Below are 22,911 nucleotides of genomic sequence, written 5' to 3'. Positions count from 1 at the left end.
CCCTCGGCGAAGGACGCCAGCACGACGAACTGGTGAGCTACCCGGCCGCTTTCGAGCAGTCCTGGCTGCACGAGGAATTGCACGTGGCGCGCAACTTCAAGCCGTGGATGAGCAAGGGCCTGGTTCTGGGCACGCTCATGACCGGCATCGACCAGATCCTGTTCAAGGGCAAGGCGCCGTGGACCCTGCACCACCGGCACGCCGACCACGAATGCCTGCGCCCGGCCTCAAGCTTCAAGCCGATCGTGTATCCGAAACCGGACGGCAAGCTGACGTTTGATCGCCTGTCCTCGGTGTTCATCTCGAACACGAATCACGCGGAAGACCAGCCGGTGCACCTGACCCTGAAGAACCCGGCTATTCCGGTCGAGGTCAACCTGGCCAAGTACGCCGGTCCGGAACAGCGCTACTGTCCGGCCGGGGTGTACGAGTTCGTCAAGACGGACGAAGGCCGCGACCGGCTGCAGATCAACGCCCAGAACTGCGTGCACTGCAAGACCTGCGACATCAAGGATCCGACCCAGAACATCGTGTGGGTCACGCCGGAAGGCGGTGGCGGGCCGAATTACCCGAATATGTAGCGCAAAGCGTGCGGCGCATGGACCGCGACGCAGGACTGTCGGGCACCGGGACATCATCCGGAATCCGCGATGATCAAAAAAAAACGCTGCCGAGGCAGCGTTTTTTTTTGAGAAGCGGTCCGCTTAAGCAGCGAGCTTAGTTGCGCACGACTTTCTTGTACTCGGCGGTACGGGTGTCGATCTCGATGACGTCGTCCTGGTTGACGAACAGCGGCACCTGGATGGTGAACTGCTTCGATTCGATCGCGTTTTCCAGCTTCGCTTCTTTCATGACGTTACCCGAGGTGTTGCCCTTGACGGCCGGCTCGGTGTAGATGACCTGGCGCGCGATGGTGATCGGCAGTTCGACCGAGATCGCCTTGCCGTCGTAGAACACGGCTTCGCATGCCATACCGTCTTTCAGGTAGTTGATGGCGTCGCCCATGTTCTCTTCTTCGATCTCGTACTGGTTGTACTCTTCGTCCATGAACACGTACAGCGGGTCGGCGAAGTACGAATAGGTCACCGGCTTCTTGTCCAGCACGACGACGTCGAACTTGTCGTCGCCGCGGAACACGTTTTCCAGCGGTGCGTTGGTCAGAAGATTCTTCATCTTCCACTTGTAGGTGAAGCCCGTGCGGCTCGAGCCGTTGACGTCAGAGCGCAGCACGATGAAAGGCTTGGCATCGACCATGATGATGTTGCCGACACGAATTTCTTTTGCGGGTTTCATAGGAATTATTAACCAAAAAAGGAGTTGCAGTAACCGAGCATCATACCATGTTATTTTCCGACCGCCTACGAAGCGACCGGGCGAAATCCAGCAGATTGCTCACTAAATCGCCGTTTGCCAACATCTGCGCTTCCCACTCCCGGGCCCGGCGCATGATCGTTGGCAGTTCGGCTTGCAGGGACGTCCACAGCTCGTCCATGTGTCCTTCCCGCGCATCGTTCCAGCGCAGGGAAAAGTCGACCAGGCTCGGCGTATTCACCGCATACTTTTGCAGGAACGCGCGGAGTTTAACATGATGCAAGTTTTCATCTTGCGGATAAATGTGCCAGACAAAGGGACGGGCCGCCCACTGGGCACGCACCCAGGAGTCCTCGCCGCGCACGAAGTTCAGGTCGCAGGCCCACAGCAGGCGGTCGTAGTCGGTCTGCGGCATGAAGGGAATCACGCGCACCGTCAGCGCGCCGCGGGTGGCCACCGCGCCGGCCCGGGCATCGACGCCGAGGAAGGCTGTCACCTGCTCGCGCGCCACACCTTCCGGCACCAGGCACGTCACTGTTGCGCCGCCCCGCTCCCAGCTCTCGAACAGCTGCGCCACCGGTGCCTGCGGGTAGCAGAACAGGCTGACCTTCAGTGCCGCCATCTCCTGTCCCGTCACGCCGAAGCGCGCCAGGAACGCGGCCATCGCGCCCGGGTCGGCCTGGAAGCGCGCACGCTCTTCGACCAAGCCGCGCTCGCGCAGCAGCCCGCCGGTCTTGTCGGTAAAGCCCGGGAAGAAGAAATGCTTGGTCAGCTTCAGGCGCGGGTGCATGGACGGCAGCCGGTGGCAGCCTTCGACCCATTCCTCGGCGCTCAAGCCCTCGTAATTGATCCAGACCGGGCGCGGCTCGCACTGCGCCATCGCGGCGATATAGCCGGGCGGGATGTCGACGCCGAAGAATTCGATCACGACATCGGGAATGTCGGCGGGGACGAAGTCACCGTCCTGGCCGCGCCAATGACGCACCGTGACGCCGCCGATCTGCTGCAGCTCGGCAGTGACGTCGACTTGCGGCCAGATGCGGCGAAAGCTGGCCAGGTCGTCGACCCACAGCGTGACGGCGATGCCGTGCTCGCCATGAAACTGGCGCGCCAGGCGCCAGCAGATGCCGATGTCGCCGAAATTGTCGACGACCTTGCAGAAAATGGCGAGGGTACGGGGGAATTCAGCGGACATGATCGTTTGAAAAGATTGGACGACCAAAAGAAAAACCGAAGCACCTTTCCGCATGTGCGGGTGGTCTGCTCCGGTCTTGACTGGCGTCCCCACGGGGATTCGAACCCCGGTACTCACCGTGAAAGGGTGATGTCCTAGGCCTCTAGACGATGGGGACCTGGAACTTTTCCTACGGGGTCAGATCCCGGTGTATCCGGCTGGGCTCTGACCCCGTCTGATTAATTGGTGGAGGTAAGCGGGATCGAACCGCTGACCTCTTGCATGCCATGCAAGCGCTCTCCCAGCTGAGCTATACCCCCCAAAACTACTCAACAAAAGAGCCGCCCAAGGCGGCTCCTTGCAATACTGGCGTCCCCACGGGGATTCGAACCCCGGTACTCACCGTGAAAGGGTGATGTCCTAGGCCTCTAGACGATGGGGACCTAAAACTTTCAACTACTTCTACTGCCGCGATACTGCCCTGCTGGGTGGGCAATACCTTCTTATTCTTGGCGTCCCCACGGGGATTCGAACCCCGGTACTCACCGTGAAAGGGTGATGTCCTAGGCCTCTAGACGATGGGGACCCTGGACTGCCATAAAACCACTTCCTGAAACTTGGTGGAGGTAAGCGGGATCGAACCGCTGACCTCTTGCATGCCATGCAAGCGCTCTCCCAGCTGAGCTATACCCCCGTTTCGGGAAGACAGTATCATAACATACTGCTCTTACTTCTCACAGCATCGTTTTCACAACGCTGGTACTACATCCTACGGGTCAGATCCCGGTTCATACGGGTGGGTTCTGACCCATCTGAATTCTTGGCGTCCCCACGGGGATTCGAACCCCGGTACTCACCGTGAAAGGGTGATGTCCTAGGCCTCTAGACGATGGGGACCCGGAACTACCTGCTACCTACTTCAGAACTTGGTGGAGGTAAGCGGGATCGAACCGCTGACCTCTTGCATGCCATGCAAGCGCTCTCCCAGCTGAGCTATACCCCCGCAGTGCTGAAGTGCGAGCATTATAGCGGAGCGACTTGCATTTCGCAAATAGCCAACGAGGGTCGTTTAAAGACCTTTCTGCAGGCGTGCCAGGACGGTCTCGCGGCCGAACAGTTCCAGCACGGCATCGATGGCCGGCGTCTGCAGCTGGCCGGTAACGAGCAGGCGCAGCGGCATGGCCAGTTGCGGCATCTTCAGGCCGTTGGCGGCCAACACTTCCTTCATCGCGGCGGACAGCGCCGGCTTGGTCCACTCGACCGCCTGCAGCTTCTCGGCAAACTGGGCCAGCGCCGGGCGCACGGCGTCGCTCAGGTGCTGGGCCAACAACGCCGCGTCGGGATTCGGCGTGCGGAAGAACAGCATCGCCGCATCGGCCAGCTCGTTGATCGTGTTGGTGCGTTCCTTCATCAGGCCCAGCACCGCGGCCAGCGGCGGCGCCCCGTCGAACTGCGCACCCTCGCACTCCATGATCGGGCGGGCCAGGCCGGCCAGGCGCTCGTTGTCGGCCAGCTTGATATAGTGGTTGTTCAGCCAGGCCAGCTTTTCCGGGTTGAACTGGGCCGCCGACGCGGTCAGGTGCTCCAGGTTGAACCACTCGGTGAACTGCTGCATCGAGAAGATCTCGTCGTCGCCATGGCTCCAGCCCAGGCGCGCCAGGTAGTTCAGCATCGCCTCCGGCAGGAAGCCCTGCTCCGGGTACTGCATCACGCTGACGGCGCCGTGGCGCTTCGACAGTTTCTGGCCGTCCGGACCCAGGATCATCGGCAGGTGGCCATACTGCGGCAGCTCGGCTTTCAACGCGCGCAGGATGTTGATCTGGCGCGGCGTATTGTTCACGTGGTCGTCGCCGCGCAGCACGTGGGTGATCTTCATGTCCCAGTCGTCGACCGCGACGCAGAAGTTATAGGTCGGGGTGCCGTCGCCGCGTGCGATGATCAGGTCGTCCAGCTCCTTGTTGCCGATCGTGATGGGCCCCTTGACCACGTCGTGCCAGGTGACTTCGCCGTCGAGCGGATTCTTGAAGCGCACCACCGGCTTGATCCCGGCCGGCACTTCGGGAAGCTGCTTGCCCTCTTCCGGGCGCCAGGTGCCGTCGTAGCGCGGCTTCTCGCCGTTCGCCCTCATCCGCTCGCGCATCGCCTCGACTTCTTCCGGGGTGCAGTAGCACAGGTAGGCCGTGCCGGCTTCCAGCATCGACTTGATGACTTCGCGGTAGCGGTCCATGCGCTGCATCTGGTAGAACGGGCCCTCGTCGTGCTCGAGACCCAGCCACTGCATGCCGTCCAGGATCGCCTGCACCGCTTCCGGGGTCGAACGCTCCAGGTCGGTGTCTTCGATGCGCAGGATGAAGGTGCCGCCGAAGTGGCGGGCAAAAGCCCACGAATACAGCGCGGTGCGGGCGCCGCCGAGGTGGAGATAGCCGGTCGGGCTGGGAGCAAAACGGGTGCGGACGGTCATGGTCGAAACGAGGTAGTGACGGGCTCGCGGGAAGGCGAGATAGCCGTCGAATGAATGATAAAGCGGCTATTCTACAGCTTCCCCTGGACGCCGGGAGCCAGGGCGGCCGGCGGCTTGCCGATGTTGCATTGCAAACCACTTAATTACTTTACAGTAACTTGAATGTTCGATAAAGTCCAAGCTGGTTCGCCGTCTTCCTTCGCCCATCTCGCCACCTATGCCGAACACCCCGAGCACAGCCTCCATCGCACGCCTGCGCGGGGAATTCTCCTGCGCGGCCACGGAAGCCGCTTTCCTGCACCAGCAGGCCGGCACGATCGTGCGCCACCTGCGCCGCGCCCTCCTGCTTTGCTCGCTGGCCTACATCCTGTTCGGCGCAACCGACCTCCTGGCGCTCGGCATGCCCAACGCGATCTATCCAATGCTGGCACGCGCCTCGGTCAGCCTGGTGGTCATCGCCGGCCTGCGCTACGTCCGCAACGCCGCCTCTCCGGCGAAGGCAGCCTACCTGGCGTCCACTGTCTATACGGCCTACGGCATGGTCACCTATATGGTCGTGGTCTATTACCGGCCGCACGACATCCTGCTGCACGCCATGTCCACTGCGCTGCTGAGCATTGTCATCTTCGTCTTCGTCCCTAACCGCCTGGCGAATGCCATCATGGTCGCGCTGGGCTCCAGCCTCGCCTTCATCGCGCTGGCCTGGTACCAGCACCTGGAGAGCACGCGCCACCTGGTGTCGGTGACGATGATGATCCTGGTCGCGAATTTCTTCGGCGTGGTGGCTGCGAACCGCCACGCGCGACTGTGGCGCGAACAGTACTGGGCCCAGCAGGTGCTGACCAACCTGTCGATCCGCGATCCGCTCACCGGCTGCTACAACCGGCGCCACCTGAATGCCGCCCTGCTCGACGGCGAGATCGCGCGGGCGCGCCGCTACCGCCTGAGCCTGTCGCTGATCATGTGCGACCTGGACGGCTTCAAGGCGATCAACGATACCCATGGGCACCACGCCGGCGACGAGCTGCTGCGCAGCTTTGCCCAGCTGGCGCAGGCGATGACGCGCGATTCGATCGACACCGTGGTGCGCTACGGCGGCGAGGAATTCCTGATCATCCTGCCCGAAACCCGCCTGGACGGCGCGGTCGAACTGGCCGAACGGGTGCGCGCCGCCTTTGCCGCGCAGCGCACCGAAGTCGGCGGCCTGTCGCTCGGCACCACCGCCAGCTTCGGCGTGGTCGGCGCCGAATTCGGCGGCAGCCACGCGGTCACGCCGCAGGGCATGATCGCGCTGGCGGACCAGCTGATGTACGAGGCCAAGCACGCGGGGCGCAACCAGGTGCGGGCGAAGCAGCTGGGGCAAGGCATCGATGCGGTAAGCCGGGCGGCGTAGGGTGGGCACCCCGTGCCCACGCGGCGGCCAACGTAGCGCAAGCGTCACGCGTGGGCACGGAGGTGCCCACCCTACGCAGGGCGATGCAGCTTGATCGGCTGGGCCGCCCGCGCGCGCAGCTGGCCGCAGCCGGCGTCCACGTCCTGGCCGGCCGAATCGCGCAGCTTGGTGAGGATGCCGCGCTCGAACAGCCAGGCGGCGACGCGCTCGGCCTGGTCCCAGCCGGGGCGGCGGAACGGCAGGCCCTCGTTGGCGTTGTACGGAATCATGTTGAGCACAGCGTATTTGCCGCGCAGGAGTTCGACGAGGGCGTCCAACTCGTCCTGGCCGTCGTTCACCCCTTCCAATAAAGTCCACTGGTACTGGATCGGGTAGCCGGTCAGGCGCGCATAGCGTTCGCCCTCTTCTACCAGCTCCTGCGGCGTCATGCGCGGCGCGCGCGGCAGCAGGCGCGCGCGCAGGTCCGGCTTGGTCGTGTGCAGCGACAGCGCCAGCGCCGGCTTCACCCTTCCCGCGGGCAGGCGCTCGAACACGCGCGGGTCGCCCACGGTCGAGAACACCAGATTCTTGTGCGCGATATTCCCTTCCACGCCCAGCAACTCGATCGCTTCCATCACGTTGTCGAGGTTGTGGGCCGGCTCGCCCATGCCCATGAACACGACCTTTTTGACGGGCCGCCGGCGGCGCGCCAGCACCACCTGGGCGACGATCTCGCCGCTGGTGACCTGCCGCACCAGGCCGCCCTGCCCCGTCATGCAGAACTGGCAGCCGACCGCACAGCCGACCTGGCTCGACACGCAGACGCCGTCGCGCGGCAGCAGCACCGACTCGACCGTCTGGCCATCGGCAAGCCCGACCAGCAGGCGCGCGGAGCCGTCCTCGGCCGGATGGGCGCTCAGGATGCGCGCCAGTCCGTCGAGCTCGGCGTCGATGCGCGGCAGCGCTTCGCGTACCGGCTTCGGCAGGAAATCGTCGGGACGCCGCCGGCCGTGCTCGTGGCCGGCGTTGCGGACCCAGTCGCGCAGGATGCGGTCTTCGTGCAGCGGGAGGGCGCCGAGGGAGCGGAGCTCAGTGCGGAGGGAGGAAATGCGCATAGCTGAACCATGGGGTCAGATCCCGGTTTTCACGGGTGGGCTCTGACCCCATCCGATCAATCGTTCTTCACGACGATGGTCGGGAACTTGGCACTCAAATCCTTCGCCTTGTCCGCCACCTTCACCGCCACCTTGCGCGCGATCTCCTTGTACAGATTGGCGACCGCGCCGTCCGGATCCGCCACCACGGTCGGCGTGCCGGAATCGGCCTGTTCGCGGATCGACAGCTGCAGCGGCAGCTTGCCCAGGAAATCGACGCCGAAGTCGGCGCACATCTTCTCGCCGCCGCCTTCGCCGAAGATGGCTTCCGTATGGCCGCAGTTCGAGCAGATGTGGGTGCTCATGTTTTCGACCACGCCGAGGATCGGGATGCCGACCTTCTCGAACATCTTCAGGCCCTTGCGCGCGTCCAGCAGGGCGATGTCCTGCGGGGTGGTGACGATCACGGCGCCCGTCACCGGGACTTTCTGCGACAGGGTCAGCTGGATGTCGCCCGTACCCGGCGGCATGTCGACGACCAGGTAATCGAGCTCGCGCCAGTTGGTCTGCTCCAGCAGCTGCTGTAGGGCCTGGGTGACCATCGGGCCGCGCCAGACCATCGGCTCGTCCGGATCGATCAGGAAACCGATCGACGACACCTGCACGCCGTGGTTCTCGAGCGGTTCCATGGTCTTGCCGTCCAGGCTCTGCGGACGTCCGTTGATACCCAGCATGGTCGGCTGCGAGGGACCGTAGATGTCGGCGTCCAGCACGCCGACGCTCGCGCCCTCGGCAGCCAGCGCCAGGGCCAGGTTGACGGCGGTGGTCGACTTGCCGACCCCGCCCTTGCCGGAGGCGACCGCGATGATGTTCTTCACGTTCGGCATCACCTTCAGCCCGCGCTGCACCGTGTGCGACAGGATCTTGCTGGTGACGTTGACGCTGACGTTGGCCACGCCCGGCAGCTTGCGCACGGCGTCGATGACGGCGCTGCGGACCAGCGCGAATTGGCTCTTGGCCGGGTAGCCGAGTTCGATGTCGAGGGCGACGTTGCCGCCGTCGACCTGGATGTTCTTGACCGAGCGAGTGCTGACGTAGTCTTTATTGGTATTCGGGTCATTGACTGCCGACAGGGCGGCCTTGACGTCTTCTACAGTGATGCTCATGGGGTTCTCCGGATGTGATGCGCAAGAGTTTAGCGTAAATCGGGGCAAAGACACTTGTCCAAGTGGCAAAGCGCCCGATTACCCCCTGACCGCTCAGGGGCATCCGCTGGTAAAATGCTTTTTTTCACCTATCGATCCCTCTTTCCCGACCATGACACGCAAGCTGTTCGTCACCACCGCCCTGCCCTACGCCAACGCCGCCTTCCACATCGGCCACATGATGGAATACATCCAGGCCGACATCTGGGTCCGCTTCCAGCGAATGCAGCAGGATGCGGGACAGCAGCGCGTGGTGCACTTCGTCGGCGCCGACGACACCCACGGCACCCCGATCATGATCGCCGCCGAGAAGGAAGGCGTGACGCCGCAGGAATTCGTGGCCCGCATCGCCGCCGGCCGCGCCCAGTACCTGGACGGCTTCCACATCGCCTTCGACAACTGGTATTCAACCGATTCGCCGGAAAACGTCGAGCTCTCGCAGGACATCTACCGCAAGCTGCGCGACGCCGGCCTCATCTACACCAAGACCGTCGACCGCTTCTACGACCCGACCAAGGGCATGTTCCTGGCCGACCGCAACATCAAGGGCGAGTGCCCGGTCTGCCACGCCAAGGACCAGTATGGCGACAACTGCGAAGTCTGCGGCGCCGCCTACCAGCCGACCGAGCTGATCAATCCGTACTCGGTATTCACCGGCTCGACCCCGATCCTGAAGCCGTCCGAGCAGTATTTCTTCAAGCTGTCCGACCCGCGCTGCTTCCAGTTCCTGAAGGAATGGCTGAACACCCCGGGCCGCCTGCAGCCGGAAATGGTCAACAAGGTCTCGGAATGGCTGGGCGAGAACGGCGAAAAGCTGGCCGACTGGGACATCTCGCGCGACGCGCCCTATTTCGGCATCCCGATCCCGGATGCGCCGGGCAAGTTTTTCTACGTCTGGCTGGACGCGCCGGTCGGCTACCTGGCTTCGCTGAAGAATTACTTCGCCAAGAAAGGCATCGACTACGAAGCCTTCCTGAAGGATCCGGCGGCCGAGCAGGTCCACTTCATCGGCAAGGACATCGTCTCCTTCCACCTGCTGTTCTGGCCGGCGATGCTGAATTTCTCCGGCCACCCCGTCATCGACAAGCTGAAGGTCAATGTCCACGGCCACCTGACCGTGAACAACGAGAAGATGTCGAAGTCGCGCGGCACCGGCATTTCGCCGCTGCGCTACCTGGAACTGAAGATGAATCCGGAGTGGCTGCGCTACTACCTGGCATTCAAGCTGAACAGCAAGGTCGAGGACCTGGACTTCACCGGCGAGGACTTCGTCGCCCGCGTGAACAGCGACCTGATCGGTAAGTACGTGAACATCGCCAGCCGCTGCGCCGGCTTCATCGCCAAGAAATTCGACGGCAAGCTGGCCGCCGAACTGTCGCCGAAGGCGCACGACTGGATTGCGCGCGCCCTGAGCGGTGAACATGGCGAGCGCCAGGCGGCGATCGCGGCCAACTTCGAGGCCCGCGAGTTCGGCAAGGCGCTGCGCGAGATCATGGCCATCGCCGACGTCGCCAACCAGTACGTCGACGAGAACAAGCCCTGGATCCTGGCCAAGGACGAAACCAAGACCGCCGAGCTGCATGAAGTCTGCACCACGGCCCTGATCCTGTTCCGCCAGCTGACCATCATGCTGTCGCCGGTGCTGCCGCACGTGGCCGAGCGCGTGAAGGAATTCCTGGGCGACGCCGCGTTCTCGTGGGACGACACGAAGGGCGAGAACGTCTACAACACCATGCTCGGCCGCACCATCGGCGCCTACAGCCACCTGATGCAGCGCGTCGACGCGAAGATGGTCGAGGACCTGTTCGACAAGCCGGGCGCCGTCGCGTCGGGCGCCGTCGCGCCGGCCGTCGCCCCGGCGGCGGTCGACACGGCCGCCCCTGCTGAGGCAAGCGAAACGGCAGGCGATATCGAGGAACTCGCTCCCGAAATCTCGATCGATGATTTCACCAGGATCGACCTGCGCGTGGCGAAGATCGTCAACTGCGAGCACGTCGAAGGCTCGAGCAAGCTGCTGCGCCTGACCCTGGACGTCGGCGAAGGCCGCCTGCGCAATGTGTTCTCGGGCATCAAGTCGGCCTACCAGCCGGAACAGCTGATCGGCAAGCTGACCGTGCTGGTGGCCAACCTGGCACCGCGCAAGATGAAGTTCGGCGTATCGGAAGGCATGGTGCTGTGCGCTTCCGCCAAGGATGAGAAGACGAATCCGGGCCTGTACCTGCTCGAACCAGTGTCGGGCGCGCAACCCGGCATGCGGATCCGTTGATATTTTCTACGCAACAGTGGCAGTATAATGTTGCGTTTCAAAAATAACCTTAATTGAGTGGTAGCAAAATAAAATGACCGAGTACAAAGCCCTGCGACACATCCCACACGCGAACCTGTTCCGTCAAGGTGACGTTTTCGTCCTGTTCGGCGAATTGTTCGGCCGTGGCTACGTGAACGGCCTGATCGACGAAGCGCGCAAGGCCGGCATGACGATCCTGGGCATCACCGTGGGCCGCCGCAACGACGACGGCACCCTGCGCGCCCTGACGGCGGAAGAGCATGCGGAAGCGGAAGCCAAGCTGGGCGGCCGCATCGTCAACGTGCCGCTGATGGCCGGTTTCGACATGGACGCGCCGGCGGGCGAGCAGAACCCGACCGAGATGCTGTCCGGGATTACCCTCAAGAGCTGGCAGGAAGACAAGCTGGACTGGGAAAAGATCGAGCGCTGCCGCGAAGCCGGCGTCGCCCGCTTCACCGCCTCGGCGCGTGAAGCCATGGCCGAGATCGACAAGCTGATCCCGGACGGCGCCAACGTGTTCTTCGCCCATACCATGGCCGGCGGCATCCCGCGCATCAAGGCCTTCCTGGCGATCGCCAACCGCATCTACAAGGGCCGCGGCGAGCGCTTCATGTCCTCGCGCGCCCTGCTCGACAGCGACCTCGGCAAGTTGATCCTGATGAACTTCGACGAAGTCTCGGCCAACACCCTGAAGTACCTGATCGATGCGTCGGCACCGATCCGCGAGCGCGTCAAGGCCAAGGGCGGGGAAGTGCGCTACACCGCCTACGGCTACCACGGCACCGAGATCCTGATCGGCGGCGAATACGCCTGGCAGACCTACACCAACTACACCCAGGGCTACGCCAAGATGCGCCTGGAATCGATCGCGGAAAGCGCCTGGCGCCAGGGCGTCCCGGCGACTGTGTTCAACTGCCCGGAAATCCGCACCAATTCGTCCGACATCTTCGTTGGCGTCGAACTGTCGCTGTTCCCGCTGCTTCTCGCCCTCAAGCAGGAAGGCGGCGGCGCCTGGGCGCAGCAGCAATGGGATATCTGCCAGGGCCTGCTGAACGACGGCGTGTCACTGGAGTCCCTCCTCGACAAGCTGGAAACCTACCTGCAGACCGGCACCAGCACCGAGTTCCGCAACTTCGAAGCCTGGCCGATGGACAACACGCCGGAGCTGGCCGAGCTCATGATCGGCATCGCCGACGAGATCACCAGCCTGCACAAGGACAAGAAAGCCCTGATCACCGACCACCTGTCGACCCTGGTGCTGGAAGGCACGGGTCCGCTGATGTTCCATGGCGCGTCCGAGAAGATCGCGCCGGTGTTGTGGCTCAACCACGACATCATTGCCCGCGAACTGAACCAACTGCACAAGTAACACGCCAGGGCGCAGTAGAATTTCACGTTTGCATCCTTTTTACATCGTACATAGCATTTAAAGAGCACCATGGGCCTGTTAACCAAACACTCGAACTACGAATCCGATCACACCAAGTTCATCAAGGAGCTGAAAGAGAAGACCCCGGGCATGGACGAACGCCAGGTAGCCGGCCGCGCCCTGCTGTGGGACAAGGCGCCGCTGTCGCTGGACGAACAGCGCCGCATCGCCGAGTCGCGCCTGCGCCAGAACGCCTACCCGTACCAGACCAAGGTCTGAGTCCCGGACGGCCAGGCTGACGGCACAGGCTGACGACGATGGCGCCCGAGCAGGCGACGCCCACCTCGGGCGGCGCGGAGGCCGAGCTGAACGCGGCCGCCAACGCCGCCGAAGCCACCATCGCCCGCCTGTACGGCGAGCCGCTGCTGCGCCTGCCCAACGACCTCTACATCCCGCCCGACGCGCTCGAGGTCTTCCTCGACGCCTTCGAAGGTCCGCTCGACCTGCTGCTGTACCTGATCCGCAAGCAGAACTTCAACATCCTCGACATCCCGATGGCGCAGGTGACCCTGCAATACCTGGAATACGTCGAGCAGATCCGCAAGAGCAACCTGGAACTGGCGGCCGAGTACCTGTTGATGGCGGCGATGCTCATCGAGATCAAGTCGCGCATGCTGCTGCCCAAGCGCCACGACGACCTGGTCGAGGACGTCGGCGATCCGCGCGCGGAACTGGTGCGGCGCCTGCTGGAGTACGAGCAGATCAAGGCGGCGGCCCAGCGCCTGGGCGCCCTGCCCCAGCTCGACCGCGACTTCGTGCGTCCCTCGCTGCCGGTCGAGCAGGGCCTGGCCCCTAGCTGGCCGCAGGTCGACGCGATCGACCTGCAGCGCGCCTGGATGGACGTGCTGCGCCGCGCCAAGCTGACCCAGCATCACCGCATCGGTCGCGAGGAACTGTCGGTGCGCGAGCACATGACGGCAATCCTGCGTACACTCCAGTCCCAGCGCTTTGTCGAATTCTCGGAGCTGTTCGCGGGCCAGGCCAGCGTACCGGTCGTGGTCGTGCACTTCGTGGCCATGCTCGAGCTGGCCAAGGAAACCCTGATCGAAATTACCCAGGCCGAACCATTCGCGCCCATCTATGTCCGGCTGGCGTATTCGCCGGCCTGAGCTCAATGACGACACCATGAAAATCATCTCCACCATCGACGAACTGCGCGACCAGCTGCGCGGACAACTGCGCACCGCCTTCGTGCCGACCATGGGCAACCTGCACGAGGGCCACCTGTCGCTGATGCGCCTGGCGCGCCGCCACGGCGACCCGGTGGTCGCCTCGATCTTCGTCAACCGCCTGCAATTCGGACCGAACGAGGACTTCGAAAAATATCCGCGCACCTTCCAGGCCGACGTCGAAAAGCTGGAGAAGGAAGGCGTGTACGTGCTGTTCGCGCCGAATGAAAAAGAGCTGTATCCGGAGCCGCAGGAATACCGCGTGCAGCCACCGAGCGGCCTGGGCGGCATGCTGGAAGGCGAATTCCGCCCGGCGATGTTCCAGGGCGTGTGCACGGTCGTGACCAAGCTGTTTTCCTGCGTGCAGCCGCGCGTGGCCGTGTTCGGCAAGAAGGACTACCAGCAGCTGATGATCGTGCGGAACATGGCACGCCAGTTCGCCATGCCGACCGAGATCATCGGCGCCGAAACCTTCCGCGCCGACGACGGCCTGGCGCTCTCCTCGCGCAACGGCTACCTGTCGGCCGAAGAACGCGCCGAGGCGCCCTTCCTCTACCAGACCCTCAACTACGTGGCCGAGCAGACCCGCGCCGGCCATGCGGACCTGCTGGCGCTGGAACAGGATGCAATGAAGCGGCTGGCGGCGCGCGGCTGGCAGCCGGACTATGTGTCGATCCGCAAGCGGATCGACCTGCACGCCCCGGCACGCGAAGAGGTTCTTGCTGGCGCACAACTGGTGGTCCTGGCCGCCGCCAAACTGGGCAACACGCGCCTGATCGATAATCTGGAAATTTAAACGAAACTACTTTCCTTGTAGAAATTTCCTTATAGATTCTAGCAACAACATTTGCTAGACTTGGGTATGTCCACCAACAACCTCCGCAAGGGTCCGCCCAAGCTGTCCGACGCCGTCGCCCGGATCGCGCCAAATACGGCATCGCACGAGATGAGCGATGCCTTCCAGATCGTCGACACGCTGTCGGCCCTGGCCCAGGACGGCGAGCCGATCACCGTCTACCCGATGGGTCAGGACTTCGCGATGGCGCGGATCGATGCCGTCGATCCGGACAAGCGCTCCTTCATTCTCGATCTCGCCGAGGACCTCATCCTCGCCGAGGGCACGCTGATCCTTGTCGCAGCCTTGGGCGGCAACGCCAAGATCCAGTTCGAGCTCGGCAGCAACGGCAGCCTCCTTCCGGGACGTGCGCGCGCCGTCGAACTGCCACTGCCGGAGACCTGCCTGGTCCTGAACCGCCGCGCCGAGGCGCGCCTGGAGAGCCCGCTGAGCGGCAGCTATGGCGCCCGATTCGTCCTGCTGGGCAAGGAATTCGAGCTGCCGCTGTATGACTTCTCGCTCGGTGGCGTAGGCCTGCGGGCCACGCCTGAGCAGGCCTACGAATTCTATGTCGGCAAGAAGATCGAAGGCGTGGAGCTGGAGCTCGGCCCCTCGCTGACGGTCATTGCCGACCTTGAAGTGCGCCTGCTGCGCCCCTTCCGTACCTTCCTGCTCGGGCAGCAGGTGCAGGTCGGGTGCCGGATTTCGAACATCTCGATGCAGATGAAGCAGCGTTTGGATCGGGCGCTGAGCAAGGTGCAGCTGACGCGCTGAGCCGCGTGGCTTATATCAAGTCGCCACACTCTGCGCCCAGGCCAGTGCCGACAGGTGCGCCTTGTTGACGTCGAGCGGGCTGATGTCGAGCGAAGCCGCCATCGACGCCACCAGGTTCGAATTCAGCTCGCAGGCCTCGGCCAGCGCCAGGTAGGGACCGTAGGCGCCGCCGCGCGTGAGCAGCGCGCGCACCACCTCGTCGGGCAGCTGGATGGTCTCCAGTACCTCCTTCATCGGCAGGCCCAGCAGGCGGTCCAGCAGCGAGAACATGCCGGCCACGAACAGGTATTCTGCTTCCGCGCGCGGCAGGAACTTCTGGCCGAGCAGCTCGCACAGGCGGGCGCGCACGACCGCCGTTTCCATCAGCACCGGCGAATAGCCGCTGGAACTGGCGGTGGCCAGCAGCAGCACCAGCCAGCGGTACAGCGGCGCATAGCCGAGCATGGCGATGGCCTGGCGCAGCGACTCGACCTGGCGGCCGGCGCCAAAGCCGGCGGAATTGATGAAGCGCAGGAGTTTATAGATGAGCGCCGGGTCGCGCTTGAGCACGGCTTCGAGCTTGGGCACGTCCTCGTTGTTCTGCACCATCTGCATCAGCTGCAGGATGATCGCCTGGGCCGGGTTCATGCCCTTGACGTTGCCGCCTTCGCGCGGGGTCAGGTGCAGCTTGCCGACGAAGGCGTCCAGGCCCAGCGCGGCGCAGGCGTCGAAGTCGGCCCAGGTGGCGACCGGCCTTCCGACCATGCGGAGCAGGGACTGCTTGGCCGCGGCATAGGTACGGGCCTGGGCGGGGACGTCGGCGCCGCTGAAGCGCACTTCGGCGTAGGAAGCGATCACGGACAGGTTGCGGCCCAGCAGCTCCAGGTTGGCGCCGCGCAGCGAGATGCCGACGCCGCCGGCGCGCAGGGCCTGCACGGCGGCACGGGTATCGACGTTGACCAGGTCGCGCAGGGAAATCGAGAGCACGGTGCGCTCCGGTGGCAGCGCGTGCAGGGCGTCGGTGGACAGCATGGCCGGCACCGCATCGAGGAACAGCAGCTTGTCGCGCAGCAGCCAGCCATGCTCTTCGTCAACCAGGTGCTCGGCGACGAAGCCGACCAGCGATTCGAGCTCGGCGGCGCCCACTTCCCTTCCGCTCTGCTGCTGCCAGCAGAGTTCATAACCAATCACACGCTGCTTGGGATCAAGCAAAGGTTCACGGACGATGAAGTTGGTTTGATGCATGTTGTGAATCGCCTGGTGAAACAAAGGCAGTGCGCCGTCCGCAGGCGCACCGGAAATCGGCAGATCAGAAACCGAGGCTGTCGAGCAGGTCGTCGACCTGGCCCTGGTCGGCCACCACTTCGGCCTTGCCTTCGGGCTTGATCTGCGGGCCGTTGAGCAAGCTGTTGTCGAACTCGCGCTTGACCTCGGCCGGCGCGAAATCGACGAGCACCTGCACCAACTGCTTTTCGAGGTTCTGGGCGATGCCGGTGATGCGCTTGATCACCTGGCCGGTCAGGTCTTGGAAGTCCTGGGCCATCATGATGTCCATCAGGTGGCCACGGGTCGCCACGGCGGCGCTGCGCGCTTCGCCCAGGCTGGCGATGCTGCGCTCGGCCAGCGCGCGCCACTCGGCACTGCCCTCGCCGCTGTCCAGCAGGCTCTGCCAGGAGCGCGACAGTTCGGCGGCCGTCGCATCGATCCCTTCCTGCAGCGGACTGGCGGCATCGGTGGCGTCCAGCACCCGCTTGGCAGCCTGTTCCGACAGGCGCGCCACGTAGTCGAGGCGGTCGCGCGCATCCGGGATGTCGCTGGCGGCCTTTTCGATCAGCTTGTCCAGGCCCAATCCGCGCAGGCTCTCGTGCAGCGCGCGGGTCATGTGCCCGATCCGGCTCAGGACCTCGTCGTGCGAGCCCGAGTCGGCGGTTTGCTCAGTCATTTCAGGCTGCCTTTTCCATCTTTTCGAAAATCTTGTTCAGCTTTTCGTCCAGCGTGGCGGCGGTAAACGGCTTGACCACATAGCCGTTGGCGCCCGCTTGCGCGGCCGCGATGATGTTTTCCTTCTTGGCTTCCGCGGTCACCATCAGCACCGGCAGCTTGGCCAGGGCGGGATCGGCACGAATGTTCTGCAGCATGGTCAGGCCGTCCATGTTCGGCATGTTCCAGTCCGACACCACGAAGTCGAACTGTTCGCTGCGCAGCTTGGCCAGTCCCTGGACGCCGTCTTCGGCTTCGTCGACGTTGGCGTAACCCAGTTCCTTCAGCAGATTTTTCACGATGCGCCGCATCGTCGAGAAATCGTCAACAACTAAAAACCGCATCTTTGGATCAGCCATGAAATACTCCGTTGTTACTCTATTTGTATATGTTGGTGGACTTCGACACTGCGAAAGCAGGCCTAAGCATAGCATTTTTGTTGCTCTGCGGCGATAAAACCGAGGGTAAAGAGGCCGGGACGGATCAAACGCGCAACGCGCGGCCGCCCTGCGTTGCCAGATGGCCAAGCACCATACCCGGCAAGGCTGACAACGCGCCGATTTGATGCGCGGCGCCGATCGCGATCGCCTCGCGCGGCATGCCGAACACGACGCAGGAAGCCTCGTCCTGGGCGAAGTTGGTGGCCCCGGCAGACTTCATCTCGAGCATGCCCTGGGCGCCATCCTTGCCCATGCCGGTCAGGATCACCCCGACCGCATTCTTGCCGGCCGCCTGGGCCGCCGAGCGGAACAGCACGTCGACCGACGGCCGGTGCCGGTTCACGGGTTCGCTCTGCTCGATCCTGGTCATGTAGTTGGCGCCGGAGCGGGACAGCAGCAGATGGGAATGGCCCGGGGCGATGTAGGCGTGGCCGGGCAGCACGCGCTCGTTGCCCTGGGCCTCGCTCACGCTGATCCTGCACAGCGAGTCCAGGCGCTTGGCGAAGGAGCTGGTGAACCCTTCCGGCATGTGCTGGGCAATCAGGATGCCGGGGCAGTCGGACGGCATCTGCATCAGGAATTCGCGGATCGCCTCGGTGCCGCCGGTGGAGGCGCCGATGATGATCAGTTTTTCCGACGAGGTCAGCGGACTGCGCAGCTGCGGCAGCTGGGCGCCTTGGCTGGCTGCGTGCAGGGTGCGCGGCTTGATGCGGGCGCGCGCGGCACCGCGGATCTTGTCGGCGATGAGTTCGGTGTACTCGCGCATCCCGGTCTGGATCGAGATCTTCGGCTTGGTCACGAAGTCGACCGCGCCCAGTTCCAGCGCGCGCATGGTGATCTCGGAGCCGCGCTCGGTCAGCGAGGACACCATCAGGACCGGCATCGGGCGCAGGCGCATCAGCTTTTCGAGGAAATCGAGGCCGTCCATCTTCGGCATCTCGACGTCGAGCGTGAGCACGTCGGGGTTGGCGCGCTTGATCAGCTCGCGCGCGACCAGCGGATCGGGCGCCACGCCGACCACTTCCATGTCCGGCTGCGAATTCACGATCTCGGTCATCACGCTGCGGATCAGGGCGGAATCGTCGACGATCGCCACTTTGATCTTGTTCGTGGAGTGCATTCTGGGCCCTTTCGTCAGAACAGGTCGATGGCGCCGCCGACCGGCGCGACCTTGAGGCGACTGGCGTAATCGAGCTCGCGCTTCGCCAGCGTATCGTTTTGGGTTTGCATCAGCTTCTTGACCAGCACCTTGCCGGTGCGCGGAAAGAAGTACACCTTGCGCGGGTAGATGTCGTTCAGGTCCTCGGCCAGCACCGGGATGCGCTCGGTCTTCAGGAACTGCATCACGAAGGAGGCGTTGCGCTCGCCGACGTTCATGGCCGAGAAGCCGCGCAGCACGGCGCCGCCGCCGAACACCTTGGCTTCGAGGTGCTCACGACGGGCGCCTGCCTTCAGCAAATCGTTGATCAGCACTTCCATCGCATAGGTCCCGTAGCGCATCGAGGCCGACACCGGGTTGCCCGGGTCGCCGCCGTCCGGCAGCATGAAATGGTTCATGCCGCCCAGGCCGCGCACACGGTCGCGGATGCAGGCCGAGACGCAGGAGCCGAGCACCGTCACGATCAGCATGTCCTTGCCGGTGTAGTAGTACTCGCCGGGCAGGATCTTGGCGGCGTCGCAGTCGAAGGTCCGGTCGTAATAGACGTTGGTGGCGAATTGGCTGTTGGTATCCATGGCGGTGTTTCTATCAACTCAGCTCATACACCGTCTTGCCGCGCAGGCGCAGCGAGTCGGACACATACAGGAAGTTCTCGGAGTGCCCCGCGAACAGCAGGGCGTCCGGCTTCATCAGGGGCACGAAGCGCGACAGGATCTTGCGCTGGGTGGCCTTGTCGAAGTAGATCATCACGTTGCGGCAGAAGATCGCGTCGAACGATCCGCGCAGGTCCCAGCCGTCGGCCAGCAGGTTGAGCTGGCGGAAGCTGACCAGGTTGCGCAGTTCCGGACGCACCCGCACCAGGCCCTGCTGGGCGCCCTTCCCCTTCAGGAAGAAGCGGCGCAGGCGCCCGGTTTCGAGCTTCTCGACCCGCTCGATCGGATAGACGCCGGCGCCGGCGGTGGTCAGCACGTTGGTGTCGATGTCGGTGGCGATGATCTGCACCGGCGGCGTGAGCGTGTCGAACGCCTCGCACAGGGTCATGGCGATCGAGTACGGTTCCTCGCCGGTCGAACTGGCCGAACACCAGATCGTCAGCGGAGTGCCCGGCTGCCGGTGGCGCGCCATCAGCGCATGCTCGGCCAGCAACGGGAAGTGGTGGGCCTCGCGAAAGAACGAGGTCAGGTTGGTGGTCAGCGCATTCGTGAAAGACTCCCACTCCTGCCCGGCAGGCCCGCCGAGGACCCCGGCTTCGAGGGCGTCGAGATAGCGCGCGAAGGAATCCATACCGGTTGCGCGCAGGCGGCGCGCGAGCCGGCTGTAGACCATCTCCTGCTTGCTGTCGGCCAGCGAAATGCCGGCGCACTGGTAGATCAGGCCGCGCACGCGCTCGAAGTCGGCGCGCGTGAACTCGAATTCCTTGCCTGTTTCCTGCTTGGTGTGAAGCGGCACGTTAATACCTTTAGGGTGTTGGTCGATCCTGCGAACCCGCCGGGCGGGTTCGCGTACTGCTATCCCTGCGCCGCGGCTTCGTTCTTACGCTGCCATCTTGTCGATCAGGCCCATCTCGCTGGACGACATCAGGCGGTCGATGTCGATCAGGATCAGCATGCGCTCGTCGACGGTGCCGAGGCCCATCAGGTAGTCGGAGTTGAAGGCGGTGCCCATTTCCGGCGCCGGCTTGACCTGGTCCGGCGTCAGGGTGGTGACGTCCGACACGCTATCCACGACCATGCCCATGATGCGGCCGCCGATGTTCAGGATGATCACGACGGTGAACTGGTCGTAGGTGGGGGTGCCGAGATTGAAGCGGATGCGCATGTCGACCACCGGGATGATGATGCCACGCAGATTGATCACGCCCTTGATGAATTCGGGAGCGTTGGCGATGCGGGTCACGGCTTCGTAGCCGCGGATCTCCTGCACCTTCAGGATGTCGATGCCGTATTCCTCGGAGCCGAGGGTGAAGGCCAGGTATTCGCTGCCGCTGCCGTCGCGGGCGTCGGCCGGTTTGGTGGTCTGTTGAGTGGACATGTCGGTTCCTAAGTTCAGGGGGTTTCGGTTTTATGAGACGACGGTATCGTCCGTCAGCTGACGCGACGAGCGCAGCAGCGCCGCCACGTCCAGGATCAGGGCCACGCCGCCATCGCCGAGGATGGTCGCACCGGAGATCCCGGCCACCTTGCGGTAGTTCGATTCGAGGTTCTTGACCACGACCTGCTGCTGGCCCACCAGTTCGTCGACGAACAGGGCGGCCTTGCGTCCTTCGGTTTCGAGGATCACCAGGATGCCTTCCCATGGGTCAGTATGGCGCGGCTCGATGTTGAACATCTGGTGCAGCGGGATCAGCGGCAGATATTCGCCGCGCACCTTGACCACGCGGCCCTGGCCGGCGATGTCCCGGACGTCGGACCTCGAAGGCTGCAGCGACTCGACCACGAAGCCGAGCGGCAGGATGTAGATCTCCTCGCCGCTGCGGATCGACATGCCGTCCAGGATCGCCAGCGTCAGCGGCAGCGAAATCAGGATCGTGGTGCCGAAGCCTTTCGCCGAGCGGATGTCGATGGTGCCGCCCATCTGCGTGATGTTGCGCTTGACGACATCCATGCCGACCCCGCGGCCGGAAACGTCGGTGACGATTTCCGCGGTCGAGAAGCCCGGCGCGAAGATCAGCTGCCAGACCTCGGCATCGCTCATGTTCTCGGATACCGGCAAGCCGTTCTGGCTGGCCTTGGCCAGGATCCGTTCGCGATTCAGGCCGCCGCCGTCGTCGGCCACCTCGATCACGATGTTGCCGCCCTGGTGGGCAGCCGACAGGAACAGGCGGCCCGATTCGGATTTGCCGGCGGCGACACGCGCAGCCGGCATCTCGATGCCGTGGTCGATGCTGTTCCTCACCAGGTGGGTCAGCGGATCGACGATGCGTTCGATCAGGCCCTTGTCCAGTTCCGTCGCGGCGCCGTTGGTGATGAAGTCGACCTTCTTGCCGAGTTTACCGGCCAGGTCGCGCACCATGCGCGGGAAGCGCGAGAACACGAAGTCCATCGGCATCATGCGGATCGACATCACCGCTTCCTGCAGGTCACGGGTGTTGCGGGTCAGCTGCGACACCGATTCCAGCAGGCGCTGGTGCACCATCGGGTCCAGGCCGTCGCTGCGCTGCTCGATCATGGCCTGGGTGATCACCAGTTCGCCGACCAGGTTGATCAGCTGGTCGACCTTCTCGATCGAGACCCGGATCGAGCTCGATTCGGCCTGCGCATGGGTGGCGTCGGCGGTTTTCTTGGCAACCTTCTTCTCGGGCGCCACCTCGGTCGTTTCGAGCGGCTCCACGCGGGTCGGTGCGGCGACGACCGGCGTCAAGGCTTCGGCCAAGATGCCGGCTTCGCGGCGGATCTGTTCGATCGGCTGGAAGAAGCCGTAGCCGCGCTCGTCGTCGGACTGTTCCGCTTGCGGTGCGTCGGCCAGGTCGGACGGATCGAAGAAGCCGTAGCCCTGCTCGTCCTCGATGCGGGCGCGTTCAAGGGCCTCGATGGCGCGCTGTTCGGGCGTGAGCGGCGGCGCTTCGAAGATCTTCAGGTCGTCCGGGTCCAGCACGAACGAGCAGATCGCGACGATGTCGTCCAAGCCTTCGTGGGTCATGATGATCAGCGCGCTGCGCCCGCCGTCCAGCGGCGTGACCGACACGCGGCCCAGCAGGCCGAGTTCGTCGACCAGGGCGTCGACGTCGCGCTTCGGCAGGGTGGGCAGCTCGATCTTGTAGCGGTGCGCGCCCTCCTTCACTTCCTGCTTCTGCTCGGCGTGGAGGAAGGAAGGCACGGTCGGCTGGTGGCTGGCAACGATGGCGCCCTCGGACAGGTCGTGCAGCATCATGCGCACGTTGGCGACCGCTTCCTGGTCGACCATGCCGCCGTTGCGGTGGCCGTCGAGCTGCATCTTGAGGATGTCCTTGGCGGCCAGGAAGGCATCGACGTGCTGCGCGCTCAAGCGCATTTCGCCCTTGCGGATCCGGTCCAGCAGCGACTCCAGCACGTGGGTCACTTCGCTCATGTCGTTCAGGCCGAAGGTCGAGGCCCCGCCCTTGATCGAGTGGGCGGTGCGGAAGATCGCGTTCAGGTCTTCCGCGTCCGGCGCGGCGATATCGACGGCCAGCAGCAGACGCTCCTTCTCGGCGAGGAGTTCTTCCGCCTCGTCGAAAAAGACCTGGTAGAACTGGCTGATGTCGATGGTCATGATGTGTCGCTT

Annotated in this window: 21 protein-coding genes and 7 tRNA genes; 8 read left to right on the top strand and 20 right to left on the bottom strand. The window is 64.0% G+C overall.

The window, feature by feature from the left end:
• The coding region (locus ACI48D_RS21955; protein WP_435573366.1) for a 4Fe-4S dicluster domain-containing protein at positions 1-581 on the top strand (581 nt) is incomplete at its 5' end.
• 136 nt (positions 582-717) lie between these two features.
• Here ACI48D_RS21955 and ACI48D_RS21950 read toward each other — a convergent pair.
• From ACI48D_RS21950 to gltX, 10 genes are all read right to left on the bottom strand, one after another.
• Complete coding sequence (locus ACI48D_RS21950; RefSeq protein ID WP_435573365.1) at positions 718-1,293, bottom strand: elongation factor P; 576 nt, start codon at positions 1,291-1,293, stop codon at positions 718-720.
• Between the two features lie 40 nt (positions 1,294-1,333).
• A complete protein-coding gene (earP, locus tag ACI48D_RS21945) occupies positions 1,334-2,506 on the bottom strand; it encodes an elongation factor P maturation arginine rhamnosyltransferase EarP (protein WP_435573364.1) in 1,173 nt (390 codons plus the stop codon).
• A gap of 81 nt (positions 2,507-2,587) precedes the next feature.
• Positions 2,588-2,663, bottom strand: a tRNA-Glu gene (locus ACI48D_RS21940).
• Between the two features lie 66 nt (positions 2,664-2,729).
• Positions 2,730-2,805: transfer RNA gene (locus ACI48D_RS21935), tRNA-Ala, on the bottom strand.
• A gap of 47 nt (positions 2,806-2,852) precedes the next feature.
• Positions 2,853-2,928 (bottom strand) — tRNA-Glu (locus ACI48D_RS21930).
• Positions 2,929-2,995: 67 nt separating this feature from the next.
• Positions 2,996-3,071 (bottom strand) — tRNA-Glu (locus tag ACI48D_RS21925).
• Positions 3,072-3,103: 32 nt separating this feature from the next.
• A tRNA-Ala gene (locus tag ACI48D_RS21920) sits at positions 3,104-3,179 on the bottom strand.
• 127 nt (positions 3,180-3,306) lie between these two features.
• Positions 3,307-3,382, bottom strand: a tRNA-Glu gene (locus ACI48D_RS21915).
• Positions 3,383-3,412: 30 nt separating this feature from the next.
• Positions 3,413-3,488 (bottom strand) — tRNA-Ala (locus tag ACI48D_RS21910).
• 66 nt (positions 3,489-3,554) lie between these two features.
• Positions 3,555-4,946, bottom strand: a complete 1,392-nt coding sequence (gene gltX / locus ACI48D_RS21905) for a glutamate--tRNA ligase (protein ID WP_435573363.1) — start codon at positions 4,944-4,946, stop codon at positions 3,555-3,557.
• Between the two features lie 217 nt (positions 4,947-5,163).
• Here gltX and ACI48D_RS21900 point away from each other — a divergent pair, with 217 nt between their 5' ends.
• Entirely contained in the window at positions 5,164-6,339 is a 1,176-nt protein-coding gene (locus ACI48D_RS21900) for a GGDEF domain-containing protein (RefSeq protein WP_435573362.1), read from the top strand.
• A 71-nt stretch (positions 6,340-6,410) separates the two neighbouring features.
• Here ACI48D_RS21900 and ACI48D_RS21895 read toward each other — a convergent pair whose 3' ends face one another.
• Together ACI48D_RS21895 and apbC are read right to left on the bottom strand one after the other, a co-directional pair.
• Positions 6,411-7,433, bottom strand: coding sequence for an RNA methyltransferase (locus tag ACI48D_RS21895; RefSeq protein ID WP_435573361.1), 1,023 nt, complete (start codon positions 7,431-7,433; stop codon positions 6,411-6,413).
• Between the two features lie 56 nt (positions 7,434-7,489).
• On the bottom strand, positions 7,490-8,578 hold the full coding sequence (apbC, locus tag ACI48D_RS21890; RefSeq protein WP_435573360.1) for an iron-sulfur cluster carrier protein ApbC: 1,089 nt from the start codon (positions 8,576-8,578) through the stop codon (positions 7,490-7,492).
• Positions 8,579-8,729: 151 nt separating this feature from the next.
• On the opposite strand from apbC, the gene metG reads away from it, so the two are divergent.
• The 6 genes from metG (at position 8,730) to ACI48D_RS21860 (ending at position 15,111) form a co-directional block, all read left to right on the top strand.
• Positions 8,730-10,883, top strand: coding sequence for a methionine--tRNA ligase (metG, locus tag ACI48D_RS21885; RefSeq protein WP_435573359.1), 2,154 nt, complete (start codon positions 8,730-8,732; stop codon positions 10,881-10,883).
• A gap of 73 nt (positions 10,884-10,956) precedes the next feature.
• Positions 10,957-12,273, top strand: a complete 1,317-nt coding sequence (locus ACI48D_RS21880; RefSeq protein ID WP_435573358.1) for an enoyl ACP reductase FabMG family protein — start codon at positions 10,957-10,959, stop codon at positions 12,271-12,273.
• Positions 12,274-12,342: 69 nt separating this feature from the next.
• Positions 12,343-12,552, top strand: a complete 210-nt coding sequence (locus ACI48D_RS21875) for a DUF3460 family protein (protein ID WP_435573357.1) — start codon at positions 12,343-12,345, stop codon at positions 12,550-12,552.
• Positions 12,553-12,590: 38 nt separating this feature from the next.
• Positions 12,591-13,442, top strand: coding sequence for a segregation and condensation protein A (locus ACI48D_RS21870; protein WP_435573356.1), 852 nt, complete (start codon positions 12,591-12,593; stop codon positions 13,440-13,442).
• Positions 13,443-13,458: 16 nt separating this feature from the next.
• Positions 13,459-14,298, top strand: coding sequence for a pantoate--beta-alanine ligase (gene panC, locus ACI48D_RS21865; protein WP_435573355.1), 840 nt, complete (start codon positions 13,459-13,461; stop codon positions 14,296-14,298).
• 66 nt (positions 14,299-14,364) lie between these two features.
• Positions 14,365-15,111, top strand: a complete 747-nt coding sequence (locus ACI48D_RS21860) for a flagellar brake protein (protein ID WP_435573354.1) — start codon at positions 14,365-14,367, stop codon at positions 15,109-15,111.
• Between the two features lie 15 nt (positions 15,112-15,126).
• Here ACI48D_RS21860 and ACI48D_RS21855 read toward each other — a convergent pair whose 3' ends face one another.
• From ACI48D_RS21855 to cheA, 8 genes are all read right to left on the bottom strand, one after another.
• Complete coding sequence (locus tag ACI48D_RS21855) at positions 15,127-16,335, bottom strand: EAL and HDOD domain-containing protein (protein WP_435573353.1); 1,209 nt, start codon at positions 16,333-16,335, stop codon at positions 15,127-15,129.
• A 64-nt stretch (positions 16,336-16,399) separates the two neighbouring features.
• Complete coding sequence (cheZ, locus tag ACI48D_RS21850) at positions 16,400-17,032, bottom strand: protein phosphatase CheZ (RefSeq protein WP_435573352.1); 633 nt, start codon at positions 17,030-17,032, stop codon at positions 16,400-16,402.
• Position 17,033: 1 nt separating this feature from the next.
• Positions 17,034-17,429: a chemotaxis response regulator CheY gene (gene cheY / locus ACI48D_RS21845; protein ID WP_435573351.1), complete on the bottom strand. Its 396-nt coding sequence runs from the start codon at positions 17,427-17,429 to the stop codon at positions 17,034-17,036.
• Positions 17,430-17,553: 124 nt separating this feature from the next.
• On the bottom strand, positions 17,554-18,630 hold the full coding sequence (locus ACI48D_RS21840) for a protein-glutamate methylesterase/protein-glutamine glutaminase (protein WP_435573350.1): 1,077 nt from the start codon (positions 18,628-18,630) through the stop codon (positions 17,554-17,556).
• A 14-nt stretch (positions 18,631-18,644) separates the two neighbouring features.
• Positions 18,645-19,244 (bottom strand): chemoreceptor glutamine deamidase CheD, encoded by a 600-nt coding sequence (gene cheD / locus ACI48D_RS21835; protein ID WP_435573349.1) that lies wholly within the window; start codon positions 19,242-19,244, stop codon positions 18,645-18,647.
• A 13-nt stretch (positions 19,245-19,257) separates the two neighbouring features.
• Positions 19,258-20,118, bottom strand: coding sequence for a CheR family methyltransferase (locus ACI48D_RS21830; RefSeq protein WP_435573348.1), 861 nt, complete (start codon positions 20,116-20,118; stop codon positions 19,258-19,260).
• Positions 20,119-20,202: 84 nt separating this feature from the next.
• A complete protein-coding gene (locus ACI48D_RS21825; protein WP_435573347.1) occupies positions 20,203-20,700 on the bottom strand; it encodes a chemotaxis protein CheW in 498 nt (165 codons plus the stop codon).
• Between the two features lie 30 nt (positions 20,701-20,730).
• Positions 20,731-22,899 carry a chemotaxis protein CheA gene (gene cheA, locus ACI48D_RS21820; protein WP_435573346.1) on the bottom strand — a complete coding sequence of 723 codons (2,169 nt, stop codon included), beginning with the start codon at positions 22,897-22,899 and terminating at the stop codon, positions 20,731-20,733.
• Between the last annotated feature and the right edge of the window lie 12 nt (positions 22,900-22,911).

The sequence above is a fragment of the Massilia sp. LXY-6 genome, assembly GCF_051233485.1.
GTDB lineage: Bacteria > Pseudomonadota > Gammaproteobacteria > Burkholderiales > Burkholderiaceae_D > Telluria.
Note: the sequence above shows the minus strand (reverse complement) of the source record. Positions and strands in the feature narration are given on the sequence as shown.

Excerpts from the sequence above, each read along its gene's own strand:
- ACI48D_RS21880 (WP_435573358.1), top strand. The coding sequence starts at position 10,957 with ATGACCGAGTACAAAGCCCTGCGACACATCCCACACGCGAACCTGTTC.
- panC (WP_435573355.1), top strand. The coding sequence starts at position 13,459 with ATGAAAATCATCTCCACCATCGACGAACTGCGCGACCAGCTGCGCGGA.
- cheA (WP_435573346.1), bottom strand. The coding sequence starts at position 22,899 with ATGACCATCGACATCAGCCAGTTCTACCAGGTCTTTTTCGACGAGGCG.
- metG (WP_435573359.1), top strand. The coding sequence starts at position 8,730 with ATGACACGCAAGCTGTTCGTCACCACCGCCCTGCCCTACGCCAACGCC.
- cheD (WP_435573349.1), bottom strand. The coding sequence starts at position 19,244 with ATGGATACCAACAGCCAATTCGCCACCAACGTCTATTACGACCGGACC.
- ACI48D_RS21900 (WP_435573362.1), top strand. The coding sequence starts at position 5,164 with ATGCCGAACACCCCGAGCACAGCCTCCATCGCACGCCTGCGCGGGGAA.
- ACI48D_RS21840 (WP_435573350.1), bottom strand. The coding sequence starts at position 18,630 with ATGCACTCCACGAACAAGATCAAAGTGGCGATCGTCGACGATTCCGCC.
- ACI48D_RS21855 (WP_435573353.1), bottom strand. The coding sequence starts at position 16,335 with ATGCATCAAACCAACTTCATCGTCCGTGAACCTTTGCTTGATCCCAAG.
- ACI48D_RS21950 (WP_435573365.1), bottom strand. The coding sequence starts at position 1,293 with ATGAAACCCGCAAAAGAAATTCGTGTCGGCAACATCATCATGGTCGAT.
- ACI48D_RS21860 (WP_435573354.1), top strand. The coding sequence starts at position 14,365 with ATGTCCACCAACAACCTCCGCAAGGGTCCGCCCAAGCTGTCCGACGCC.
- ACI48D_RS21870 (WP_435573356.1), top strand. The coding sequence starts at position 12,591 with ATGGCGCCCGAGCAGGCGACGCCCACCTCGGGCGGCGCGGAGGCCGAG.
- gltX (WP_435573363.1), bottom strand. The coding sequence starts at position 4,946 with ATGACCGTCCGCACCCGTTTTGCTCCCAGCCCGACCGGCTATCTCCAC.
- cheY (WP_435573351.1), bottom strand. The coding sequence starts at position 17,429 with ATGGCTGATCCAAAGATGCGGTTTTTAGTTGTTGACGATTTCTCGACG.
- earP (WP_435573364.1), bottom strand. The coding sequence starts at position 2,506 with ATGTCCGCTGAATTCCCCCGTACCCTCGCCATTTTCTGCAAGGTCGTC.
- apbC (WP_435573360.1), bottom strand. The coding sequence starts at position 8,578 with ATGAGCATCACTGTAGAAGACGTCAAGGCCGCCCTGTCGGCAGTCAAT.
- ACI48D_RS21895 (WP_435573361.1), bottom strand. The coding sequence starts at position 7,433 with ATGCGCATTTCCTCCCTCCGCACTGAGCTCCGCTCCCTCGGCGCCCTC.
- ACI48D_RS21875 (WP_435573357.1), top strand. The coding sequence starts at position 12,343 with ATGGGCCTGTTAACCAAACACTCGAACTACGAATCCGATCACACCAAG.
- ACI48D_RS21825 (WP_435573347.1), bottom strand. The coding sequence starts at position 20,700 with ATGTCCACTCAACAGACCACCAAACCGGCCGACGCCCGCGACGGCAGC.
- cheZ (WP_435573352.1), bottom strand. The coding sequence starts at position 17,032 with ATGACTGAGCAAACCGCCGACTCGGGCTCGCACGACGAGGTCCTGAGC.